This window comes from Anabaena sp. EIM26 (genome assembly GCF_057568715.1).
Genome location: NZ_CM172472.1, coordinates 1221699 through 1234015, shown reverse-complemented (window position 1 = coordinate 1234015; position 12317 = coordinate 1221699). Strand labels below are relative to the sequence as shown.

The 12317-nt window shown below is 39.9% G+C and carries 6 protein-coding genes, 2 pseudogenes and 1 CRISPR repeat array (1 of these 9 only partly in view); of the genes and pseudogenes, 2 read left to right on the top strand and 6 right to left on the bottom strand.

Annotated elements, in window-relative coordinates; all coding sequences use genetic code 11:
* Positions 1–368: 368 nt before the first annotated feature.
* From AC012T_RS05185 to AC012T_RS05160, 6 genes and pseudogenes are all read right to left on the bottom strand, one after another.
* Complete coding sequence (locus AC012T_RS05185) at positions 369–959, bottom strand: exopolysaccharide biosynthesis protein (protein WP_487063706.1); 591 nt, start codon at positions 957–959, stop codon at positions 369–371.
* 117 nt (positions 960–1076) lie between these two features.
* Positions 1077–1952, bottom strand: coding sequence for a lipid kinase (locus AC012T_RS05180; protein WP_487066448.1), 876 nt, complete (start codon positions 1950–1952; stop codon positions 1077–1079).
* 637 nt (positions 1953–2589) lie between these two features.
* A complete protein-coding gene (gene bicA, locus AC012T_RS05175) occupies positions 2590–4266 on the bottom strand; it encodes a bicarbonate transporter BicA (protein WP_487063704.1) in 1677 nt (558 codons plus the stop codon).
* Positions 4267–5157: 891 nt separating this feature from the next.
* Complete coding sequence (locus AC012T_RS05170; RefSeq protein ID WP_487063702.1) at positions 5158–5490, bottom strand: P-II family nitrogen regulator; 333 nt, start codon at positions 5488–5490, stop codon at positions 5158–5160.
* A 98-nt stretch (positions 5491–5588) separates the two neighbouring features.
* Positions 5589–6699, bottom strand: a pseudogene (locus AC012T_RS05165) (sodium-dependent bicarbonate transport family permease).
* Positions 6700–6829: 130 nt separating this feature from the next.
* A pseudogene (locus AC012T_RS05160) lies at positions 6830–7036 on the bottom strand (sodium-independent anion transporter); the annotation flags it as partial.
* An 864-nt stretch (positions 7037–7900) separates the two neighbouring features.
* Between AC012T_RS05160 and AC012T_RS05155 the strand changes: the two are divergent.
* Together AC012T_RS05155 and cydB are read left to right on the top strand one after the other, a co-directional pair.
* A complete protein-coding gene (locus AC012T_RS05155) occupies positions 7901–9346 on the top strand; it encodes a cytochrome ubiquinol oxidase subunit I (protein ID WP_487063700.1) in 1446 nt (481 codons plus the stop codon).
* Positions 9347–9590: 244 nt separating this feature from the next.
* A complete protein-coding gene (gene cydB / locus AC012T_RS05150; protein ID WP_487063698.1) occupies positions 9591–10604 on the top strand; it encodes a cytochrome d ubiquinol oxidase subunit II in 1014 nt (337 codons plus the stop codon).
* 244 nt (positions 10605–10848) lie between these two features.
* Positions 10849–12317: direct repeats of the CRISPR family, unit length 37 nt; unit sequence ATTGCAATTTTCCTTAATCCCTATTAGGGATTGAAAC; it runs 704 nt beyond the window's last position.

Here is a 12317-nt window from a genome sequence, read left to right as displayed (position 1 = left end):
TGATCAGCCTCGACCTTCCGGATATAGCCAAAAATCAGACGGATAAGAAAATAGTAGATGCACCTTAATTAGATTGCAGCCCTCAGCTTTTAGCTGGGGGTTTTATTTTAGCAATAATTTGATTGCTATATTGTGTATTTTTGTGAATGAAAAAGTCCTCTTCATCAGGGAACTTTTCCCATTTGAATCAGAATTCAGAGGAATCATCAGATAAACAGCTGATATGAGATGATTAATTTCTCTCAGTTTTCTATTCTGGGTATCTCATTATATCAACTCCCACATTCCGATGTGTATATTGTTTTGTAAAGATTTTAAATTTTTCCTATTTGAGCGATCGTAAATTCAACAGCACCACCTCAGAAATGTCAGTTCTTCAGAGTGGCAAACCACAACGCATAACCAAGAAACCCAAACAATAAGGTAATCAAGGCTGTAATCACGTAACTGATGCATATCAGCAAACCGTCAGATTCAATCATGGCAACTGCCAAAAGTAAAATACCTACAGTGGGGATGGGATTGGTAAAAGGAATTGGTGATATTAGTAATATTGTTAGCCAAAAAATACAAAGCCCATTTAAGCGCCAAATCCACGGATGAGAAGCTATGTGCATTAATCGGGGACGAGTAATTTTTTCCAACACCCTGGTTAATCGACGCAGATTCTGTAGAATTATCTGAGCAATAACGTGAGGAAATGGGTAATTAGCGATTTTTTTAGGCAGCCAAGGTGATCGTCGGCCTAAAATCATCTGTACCGACAACAGTAAGCAAGTACCCCCAAAAGGCCCTGTTAAGCCTGGTGGCAGAGGAAATAAAAAGGGCAGCACTAATAATGAAATTATTAAGCTAAAACCCCGTTCTGAAGTTTCTGCCAGAATATCACCAATAGTCAGTGGCTGTTCAGCTAAACGTTCCAGCAAAGACTTAATGTCTTGAGAAAATCGCAAATGCATTTTGCTCAAAGTTTATAGGAATATAGCCTGAAAACCCCGATAGTGGAGCATAGTTTTAGACATAGCTGAAATATAAAGACTCAAACAAAGTTTTTATGTTTCAACGTCTTCATAAAACTATAGTGGTGGTACCAAAACGCTGATAGCCATAGGTATCACACGAAACACAGCCGGAGTATACGTAGTTATTTCCCCATCTGTATTGATAGGACGTGGTTTACGAGTATAAACCTCAAATTCCTTTCCTTGTATAGCACGGACATTTGGCCAATGTATATGTCTACCTTGGCGCATTGACGGTAGTAAAGGTATTATTTCCCACCAATGCTTAACTTCTAAACTATAAAGATCCAGCCTCTGATCATCTATTGTAGCATCATGAAATACAGCCATGCCACCACCATAATAACGACCATTGCCCACAGCAATTTGCACAGTTTTGACGTGAATTGATTGACCATTCATGCGAATTTCTGCACGAAATGGGCGAGATTTCCAAACTACTTGAAATGCTGTCGCTGCATAAGCAAATATTCCCCAACGGCGTTTAACTTCTGTAGTTAATCGCTGAGTAATTTTTACACTTAATCCCAAACTGGCAGCATTAAAAAAATACTTACCATTTACCCAACCCAAATCAATGTGTTGCAACTGTCCAGCAGCAATAATTTGACAAGCTTCGGGTAGAGAATTGGGAATTCCCAAAGTTCTAGCTAAGTCGTTTGCAGTTCCCAAAGGCAAAATTCCTAAAGGTAATTGAGTTTCAACTACAGCATCGACTGCGGCATTAAGAGTACCATCACCACCGCCAACTATGACCAAATCAATTTCGTGGTGGTATTGTCTAATAACATCACCTAAATGTGTGGGGTTTTCTGTAGATTCTGGAATCACATTAAAACCAAGTGTCTCCAGACAATGAATAGCTGCCAAGAGGTTTTCTTCCCCTTTACGGGCATGACGATTTACTAATAACAGGGCGCGGGGGCTGATGGGTAGTACCCTTTGCAGTTTATATATCGAATTTTCCACGTTTTTTACCTTGCTTGAATTTCACTGTCAAGGCTTGGTGAGTCTGTGATTTTATTTACTAACAATTCAGTTTTCTCTAGCTGAACGTTAGTAGTTATCAGTATATTCCTTGTTAAGGAATTATAGCAATTCGTAATAGGGAATTAGTAATTAATAAGGGGTAGATTAATCTGTGTCACTATATTTACATGAATATAACTTACGCACAACAGAACAAAAGTAACCTGAGTTCGGTGTTAGGAGTTTCTCCTATAATGAATTATAACTACACTACAATCAGGTTTTTTATTACGTCTTTAGTAGGCCATAGTGGTATGAGCAATAATTCCTTGAGGCTACAAACCCCCAGATTTATCTGTGGAATCAATCCAAAAGCGTCTAACTTAAAAAACCTAAGTTATTGAAAACAAACCCCTATTTTGAGCGACAAAATAGGGGGATATTTTTTTGATTGATGTGATTTGGTTTTAAGAGAATGTTTTTACAGTGGTTTGCGATGTATTAAAAACCCCAGATCCTCTCATACGCCAACTTGAGCAGGAAAATTGAGAGGATAGAGAGCGATCGCTCTCACCAAGTTAGACTTAACCAATATCCTCTAAGCAACAGGTGCATTTGTTTCGTTTGCTAAACTGTGAACTAAAGCAACCGCTTGTGTTAGTGCTTCCTTGCGGTCTACCATCAAATGATGGGGAGGCAATAAGCTCAAAACTCCCAAGTTATCCAACCGTTTCTTAATTTTGCCTGTTGCACCCACAATGATCACTTGACGACCTTTCTCACAAGCTTCCCTAATTGCACTTTCAATAGTCAAAGAAGCTGTAACACCCATCATCGGTACATCACTCAAGTCAAGCACAACAACATCACAATCTTTGATAGCGTTATGTTCACGAGAAATAGCCTTAGAAACACCAAAAATCATTGCCCCACTTAAGTAGAACAGCAACACGCGGCCATTAGCTTCATCTAATAAACTCTTTTCTTCTGGAGTCAAATCAATAGCATCATCTGCATCACTAATGGCTTTGACTGTCTGAGACTGCATACTAGAAAGACGTTCAATGGTTAAGATGTTGGCAATAAATACACCCACACCCACAGCCACAATTAAGTCTACAAACACAGTCAAGAGTAACACACCATACATGATGATGGAACCCTTGAGAGATACTTTGTGAGAGCGTTTTAAGAAACTCCAGTCCAGAATATCAACCCCTACTTTCAGGGCAATACCAGCTAAAACAGCCATAGGAATGCTTTGAGTTACGCCAGCAGCACCCAAAACCACAACCAACAAAATCAAAGCACGCGTGATACCAGATATTGCAGTTTGCGCTCCACTTTGGATATTCACAACAGTTCCCATTGTTGCCCCAGCACCGGGTAAACCACCACATAAACCGGATACGACGTTAGCGATGCCTTGCCCAATTAATTCTTTATCAGATTTATGTTCAGTGCGGGTTAAGCTATCAGCAACCACAGCGGTTAATAGAGTGTCAATACATCCCAACATCCCCAACATTACCCCATCAACTAACATGATGGTCATTTGGGATAATGTGAAAGTTGGCATTTGGATCTTTGGTAAACCAGTTTGGATCACACCAATGCGTTTTATATCTGCATCTCCAAAAAATACCAAAGAAACCACTGTCACCGCTACTAATGCAATTAACTGGGGGGGTATAATGCGCTTAACTTTCGATGGTGTTAAGTAAATAATTGCCACTGTCATCACACCCAAAATTAAAGCAATCGGGTTGATATTTTCTAATAAACTAGGTAGGTTTTGAACTATTCCTAATACTCCACCTTTAGGGGTTGCTTGCCCCAAAAAAGGCGCAATTTGCAAAATAATCAAAATCACCCCAATTCCTGACATAAAGCCAGAAATTACACTGTAGGGCATGAGAGTGATATATTTTCCTAGCTTAAAGATGCCAAAGATAATTTGAAATAGTCCTGCTAACATGACTACGGTAAAAGCCATAGCCATGCCGTTTTCCGGGTCGCTGGCTGTGAAGGAACTGATAATACCAGTAATTACTACTGTCATTGGACCAGTAGGTTCAGAAATCAGAGTTGGTGTACCACCAAATAATGCTGCGAAAAAGCCCACACAGACAGCACCATAAAGACCAGCTACGGGGCCGGCACCGGAAGCAACACCGAAGGCTAAAGCCAGTGGTAGAGAAACAATAGCAGCTGTAACACCACCAAAAATATCTCCGCGTAAATTACGAAAATGAATAGTATTGGTTATTTCCATTAGTGGATGCTCAATGACAACAAAATTGTACGGTTTAGACAAGTGTTCTTCTGTCTAACTAAATTCACAATTCTAGCCATATAAAAACATCTAAACTCATCTGTTAGAAACTCAAATAGTGAGGAAAAATGTAATCATGTTATATTTATTGACAGTGATAATTTTTGGGTGGCTTTTATAGTTCCTTACCAATTTTTTGAAATATTGGGAATATCTAAGCTACCTTTCCTCTCACGTTAAAAGGCTGAGTTCTATCTGATTGCTAGTGTGTATTGTATGGTTGCTAAAATTGCCATAAAACTTGCAATGGCTAGATATATTTTAGATATCTATGAGATTTAGCAAAATGATTTTTTAAAAAAATGTCATCATTGTTGGGAATTTGCATTTTAGTCAGTTGAAAATTAAGTGTTATGTCGGCTGAAACCAGGTAAACAGATTTTTAGATTACTGGGAGAGACTGTTACTTAGTAGCGCTTAACCTTTGTTTATTCACGTAAGTACGCAACAATAAACGTAACAGAGTTGAGCCTAGTAACAAAAAACCAGAACCTACTCTAGAAGGAATTTGAATAAAAATAGCATACAGCTTTTAGCCCTCAAAATCTTAATTTCTGAACGCAATATTTGAAGAATACTAGCGCTTTATCTGTTTTACGGATTTCTTGGATATGATGTCCTTCAACGTCTGCGGTAAATTTACAACTTTTCATATATTTCCGGGTATTTTAAACCCACATTCCGCATCCTTAGCTGTCACACAGGGAAATTACGGAAACAAGAAAGGAAACTGAGGCTAAAAAAGCACATATAAGCGAAAAAGAAAAACAACAAAAATGGCATCAAAAAGCCGGGGATGACCCCGGCTTTCTAGGTCTGCGTCGTTTCGATTCAACAGCCGTCTGGCCCACAGAAATGTCTTCCGTACAGTACCTCTGCTTCACAGATATAGATAATGCCCGCATAATCGGTAAAAAACTTTATTGCGACCTGATCCGCAATATTCTCGGCCATCTCCCGAGTTTCGGTGAGTACCTCGAACTTTACATTCGAGTCGGTGTCGGCAGTGCTGGGTTTACCCGTAGAGCGCACGTTACGACTGCCTTTCCCGCCAGTATCTACCACCGTATAACCGGTCGCCCCGCATTCATCAATGATCTTGGCGACCTTTTTCATCAGAACCTTTTCCGTGACAATGACGAGCTTGTTGGCACGCTTGGACATATTAGTTACCTCCTTACTTAGGTAAATTGATATTATATACTTAAGTTGCTTAGTCTGCCGGTTCAAGGGAGTGCCAACAGACCGCGACCTTTGTGGGATTAGCCGCCTATCGCCTGGGCAAGACCGATAAAGAACGGTATACACACACCAATCGCAATTGGTGTACCGACGGCTGTGGAAGCGCCTATATAAGCGGAGGGATTGGCAGACGGGATACCGGCTCGCAACGTGGGAGGGGCCTGAGATGTCTGAACTAGAGGAAGCGATGACAGCCAGTACCACGACACCGCCCATGCTGAAGTTCATTGTGTAATGGGCAATCATGCCGAGACCGAAAGCTATCAACCCATGTATAAACGGTGCTACCACACTATACACAACATACCATTGGGCTACCTTACGCAGTTCGCCAATTCTTGACCAAGCTTCCATACCCATGACCAGCATCAAGATCGAAAGCAAGCCGCGAAAGGCGGGATCGTAGAAGCTTTTATAGACACTTTCCGGCTGGGTGAACAGTCCAAGAGCGAGGCCTAATAACATTGCCGATAAGGCAGGACCCCGAAGGCTTTCCTCGATGATCGGCCATATCTTGACCCGATTATCCGCAGGATCTTTCTTCTGGCTAAGATACTCCTGCCTGGTGCTGGGATAATCACCAGCCGCCACGGGATGCTTACTCAAAGACTCCTCAATGGCAGATTCGGGTGATTCTTTAAGCTTCTTCTTGTTGAGATAAATGTTGGCTATTACAATCGCAGTTACGAGCGCGGGGATATCCATGAAGGGATAGAGTGCGCCAGTCCATGCTTCAAATGGAATTTTTTGTTCTTCCAGAACCGTCAGTCCGGCAGCCATGGTAGAGCCGCTCACCGCACCAAACAACCCTCCAGTAGCGATCGCATCCACAGTTCTGACTTTAGGCAGCTTGGCTAATGTATAACGGGCGATGAATACAACCGCAATACCTGTGGCTACAGCAAACAATGCGGGTAAGATCATGTCCGCTAGGTTGGAATTACGGATCGCAATTCCACCGGTTAGACCGATTTTGGTCAGCAGCATGAAGACGATGATCGTACAAATTGACTCTGGAATTACCAATTCACTACCAAGGGCAGCAATGATCATCCCACCAATTAAAAAGGCCAGTGTTGGGGACTGCAACTGCTTAACAAAGTCCTGCAAGAAAACGGACAAGAATTCCACGAATACCTCCTTGTGTCTCCTTTGATGAGGAGTATTACAATAAATGAAATGAACTAAATGAACTTTACAAAAGAGTGATGCGCTTGACTCCTACAGCACAGGTGCTGCACAAGAACCTGTAGACAGGGCTTACGGTCATTAGCCCGGTCAGTTCAGAGATCAACGTTGGCGTACCAACAGGGCGGCAAAAAAGCCGCTATAAGCTGCCCCATAGAGTCTATCGAGGAGGCCCTACGCCGAAGGTTAAGGCGATAGGTAATGAGACAACGGCAGTGTCACGGCTGCCGAAGACATCGCCACGGAGATTGCGGAAATGAATAGTATTGGTTATTTGCATTAGTGGAAAATGTAATGATGTGGGTTGAAAAACAATTTTTACTGCTGACTAATTCACAACTATTTAGCCAAACAACTAGAATACCAGTTTTGAACTGCAAAACATTTGCTTGGTCGGCAAGAATGCAACCATTTCTATATTGGCAATAATAATCTGGATAACAATGAGATAATTAGCTACCCTGTTGATTATTAGTTGAAACTATTAGTGTTGGTTAATTTCGGCAAATGCACGTCATAAAGTTTGGACTGTCAAAATTACAAGTAAAGAGTTTTTATAAACAGCCTTTGCACTTCTATGTTTTGCTAGGTATATTAATGTTGATCTAAATAGATGTTCTCAACATTTAAATTTTATTAAAAAATGGGGTGTAGAATTCATTTGTAACTGCTCACTCCTCAAGTAGTAATAAATTGATTTGAAATTGCCAAACATAGCAAGCATAATAATATCTTGCTGGCGCTATAGTTATAGATGAAGAATTACATGATCAATGAACCAAGATTTTACAGAAGGATAAAACCTAGTTATTATTCAACACAATCATTTAAAACTATCTAATTTACGGTTTCTGACTGCAAATGTAGTTTAACTGTTTGATTAAAAATAGCATACAGCCTTTGCAAGCTAAAAAATTAACCCGAAGGTACGATTTATTAAATAAATATTGAATACCTTATATAAGCAAATGCTTATATATCATCCAAAATTTGCCTGTTTTTTTCGATGTATAATATTTTATCTATGGAAATCATTATTTATTCCTTTTGCATTGGGGTGAAAAAATTTTTTCGCAGCTGATATTTTTCCATTCAGTGCTTTACCCGATATCCTAGAAAGAGTAGTGAGCAAATGGAGAGATAGGTGGAATTTTTATCCGATTCCGTCTTATTATCACGGATGCAATTTGCACTCACAGCAATATTTCATATGCTTTGGCCTGTGCTAACGACAGGTATGGGCATTTACTTAGTCATAATTGAAGGAGTATGGTTAAAAACCCGTAATCCAGATTACTACCTCCATGCCCGTTTTTGGTCTAAATTTTACGTTCTCAACTTCGGTATTGGTGTAGCCACTGGTATTCCCATGGAATTTCAATTTGGGACGAATTGGGCCCCATTCTCGGAAGCAGTGGGTAACTTTTTTGGCAGCGTGATTGGTTTTGAAGCGTCTTGGGCATTTATGCTCGAAGCTGCTTTTTTAGGAATTATGCTATTTGGTTGGGAGCGTGTCAACCCTACCATTCACTATCTTTCTACCATTTTGGTAGCTGTGGGTGCTAACCTGTCCACTCTGTGGATTTTAACAGCTAATTCTTGGATGCAAACTCCCGCAGGTGGGGAATTAGTCGATGGTAAATTTATTGTCCATGATTACTTTCAGGCTATTTTAAATCCCTTTATGGTTAACAGTGTGCTGCATATGTTTTTTGCCACATTGGAGACATCATTATTTGTGATTGGGGGAATTAGTGCTTGGTATATTCTCAAACAACGTCATCCAGCTTTCTTTTCCCGTTCCTTGAAAATAGCTTTAGCAGCTGCGATCGCAGTTGCTCCACTTCAAATATACATCGGACACCTCAGCGGTGAACAAGTTTATCACTATCAACCAACCAAACTAGCAGCAATGGAAGCCCAGTGGGAATCATCACCAGCGGGAAAACCTGCTGACTGGAGTTTACTAGCTGTACCTAACGAAAAAGCCCAAAAAAACGACTGGGAAATTACCATTCCCAATGCTTTAGGATACATTCTCGAATTTAAACAAAATCTTTCAGAACCACTACGGGGTTTAAAAGAGTGGAAACCAGAAGACCGTCCCCACATGATAGGTTTAATATATTATGCCTTCCGCATCATGATTGGCATTGGCTTCTTCTTCGCTGGACTGATGTTATTAAGTACCTTGCAATGGTTACGAGGTAAACTTTCAGCCGAGAATATTAGTCAACAACGTTGGTTAATGGTGGGTTGGGTATTAGCAGCCCCTCTAGGATACATCGCTGTAGAATCAGGTTGGATAGTTCGTTGTGTAGGAAGACAACCTTGGGTACTTTATGGACAAATCCGCACAGTAGACGCAGCTTCTCATTTACCCGCTAGTAATGTCTTAGTTTCCCTCACCAGCTTTGCCACAGTTTACAGTATTTTATTTATAGCCGCTTTATATTTTGGTAGTCGCATTATTCGTAACGGCCCCAATCTTGATTTACCAATTCCCGGTGTAGAAATTACCAAACCCGCAGTTGATACCACACCAGGAGAATTTGTACCAGATGAACGTCCTGTAGAAGCGCAACAATAACACTAAAGGATTTCTAAATATTTTAATTGTAGAGATATTTCATGAAATGTCTCTACAGAATTTACAACATCTGTAGGGTGGGTTAGCGATAGCGTAACCATAAGAATTCAGGAGTCAGGAGTCAGGAGTCAGGAGGAAGAAGGAAGAAGGAAGAAGAATATTTTTCTTTTCTGTTCCCTTCTATATCAAACATTCTGTATCCTGAATCCTTACGTCAATTTACATATTCAAATTACATCAACTTATGGAAACACTACAATATTTTCTTCCCCAAGTTTGGTTTGTAATCTTAGGCTTATTTCTATTTCTCTACGTCATGTTAGATGGCTTTGATTTAGGAGTGGGCATATTATCTCTCACATCTTCTGATGAAGAACGTCGGGGACTGTTGATGACCAGTTTAAGTAATATTTGGGATGCTAATGAAACTTGGCTAGTATTGATGGCTGGAGGTCTGTTTGGTGCATTTCCCCTTGCTTACGGCACAATATTAAATGCTTTATATATCCCCATTTTGGTGATGATATTTGGCTTTATCTTTCGGGGTGTAGCCTTTGAATTTCGGGAATTATCCCGACGTAAGTTATTTTGGAATTTAGCTTTTGGTACAGGTAGCTTCGGTGCTGCACTTGGTCAAGGTTTTGCGTTAGGTGCAGTTTTACAAGGTATTAATGTCGATCAAAAAGGGCATTTTATTGGTAGTACCTGGGACTGGTTAAGTCTGCCGTCTGTATTGGTAGCTTTAACCTTAATTCAAGGCTATGTTTTGATTGGTTCAACATATCTTGTTTGGAAAACTACAGGAGAATTACAAGAGACTCACTATAAAACTGCAAAACTAGCTGCTTGGACAACTTTAATCGGTGCAGTTTTGATTACAATCACCACCCCCTTGATTTATGAAGGTGCGAGAATGAGGTTATTTCAACAACCCTTAGTTTATATTTTTGCAGTTATTCCCATTTTAGGAATCTGGTTAATTTGGCAGCTTTTACAAAGTTTAAATCGCCAAGAAGAACGCGCACCATTTGTTTGGACAATTTTGTTATTTGTTTTGACATTTTTGGGTTTGGGTTTGATTGTTTTTCCCTACATTATCCCCCGACAGATTACAATTTATGAAGCTGCTGCTGACCCCAGTTCGCTGGTAATCATGATTATTTTTATCGGCTTCCTGATTCCGGTAATGTTGTTTTACAATCTATATCAGTACATTGTTTTCCGGGGTAAGGTGACTGGTGGAGAGTATGGAGAGTAGTTGACAATCAGCCTTTTAGCGCGGCTGGGTAGGTGTAAAAAATCAAGAACCTGAAAAAATGTCTGTATCTCTTGATAGGCTTGGTTTTGCGGCTGTTAATGTTAGTCACCCGTCCGCGCACCTTACCCAGACTGGGTTTCAGCGATTTTCATTCTTGACACAATTTCTGAAATGGACTATGATGAGAGCGATCGCGCAACCGTACCTTGAAAACCAAATACAGACAGGCTTCCAGGATGCCGCTATTGCAATTTTCCTTAATCCCTATTAGGGATTGAAACTTAACAGTTTTACTACCAAGAACGAAGATAATTTATTGCAATTTTCCTTAATCCCTATTAGGGATTGAAACTTTGTGGAAGTAGATGGAGTTTGCATTCCTGCTGATGAAAATTGCAATTTTCCTTAATCCCTATTAGGGATTGAAACTGAGTTTGTGGGTGACTACATAGAAAATTACTCAGAATTGCAATTTTCCTTAATCCCTATTAGGGATTGAAACAGGACATAAGCTGTAAATGCTCCTATCTCTGGCTCAAATTGCAATTTTCCTTAATCCCTATTAGGGATTGAAACTGACACACCTGACACAGTGGGTGCAGCAGGGGTGCAGATTGCAATTTTCCTTAATCCCTATTAGGGATTGAAACTTGGAAGAATTATTTCAACAATCTCTAGCTGAACTTCGCCGATTGCAATTTTCCTTAATCCCTATTAGGGATTGAAACATTCTGTTTTTCTCGCTAGGTGAAATATGTGTCAAATATTGCAATTTTCCTTAATCCCTATTAGGGATTGAAACAAGCGTTCCCGGTGGACAGCCAGGGATGCACTCAAATTGCAATTTTCCTTAATCCCTATTAGGGATTGAAACAGGAGTGAATTTCCCAAATCGAACCTTGGCATTTACAATTGCAATTTTCCTTAATCCCTATTAGGGATTGAAACCTTGTGCAACGTTTACCGCTTCCTTTACGGCTTCGATTGCAATTTTCCTTAATCCCTATTAGGGATTGAAACACAGAAGCTGGGTAATTTATCCGGGTCTGTGCGTATTGAATTGCAATTTTCCTTAATCCCTATTAGGGATTGAAACGTCTCTATTCTTGCCTCCAAAAGGTATGGAGATTCGTCTAATTGCAATTTTCCTTAATCCCTATTAGGGATTGAAACTTAATGTTGTTTCAATTGAAACTGGACATATTTGGGAAATTGCAATTTTCCTTAATCCCTATTAGGGATTGAAACATCACCAGCATTCTCAACAATCACCTTAGCCTGAGATTGCAATTTTCCTTAATCCCTATTAGGGATTGAAACTGATATTCTGATATAACGCCGTTTTAACTATGACTAATTGCAATTTTCCTTAATCCCTATTAGGGATTGAAACGGCTCAAGTGTAAATAGCTTATTAATTTCAATTGTATTGCAATTTTCCTTAATCCCTATTAGGGATTGAAACGCGAATTCTCGTTTTATATCTTTGGCTAATGCCTCTGATTGCAATTTTCCTTAATCCCTATTAGGGATTGAAACGTTGCTTGGGAATTAACATCAATTCCTAAAAACATTGCAATTTTCCTTAATCCCTATTAGGGATTGAAACTTCCAGAACGAGTACAGATGGGACTTGAAAAGGGTTGATTATTGCAATTTTCCTTAATCCCTATTAGGGATTGAAACTCGAGGCTTAGATAATGAGTAGCTGTG

Bases quoted from the DNA above. Each gene is read 5' to 3' on its own strand.
- AC012T_RS05185 (WP_487063706.1), bottom strand. From the start codon at position 959: ATGCATTTGCGATTTTCTCAAGACATTAAGTCTTTGCTGGAACGTTTA.
- bicA (WP_487063704.1), bottom strand. From the start codon at position 4,266: ATGGAAATAACCAATACTATTCATTTTCGTAATTTACGCGGAGATATT.
- AC012T_RS05170 (WP_487063702.1), bottom strand. From the start codon at position 5,490: ATGTCCAAGCGTGCCAACAAGCTCGTCATTGTCACGGAAAAGGTTCTG.
- cydB (WP_487063698.1), top strand. From the start codon at position 9,591: ATGGAAACACTACAATATTTTCTTCCCCAAGTTTGGTTTGTAATCTTA.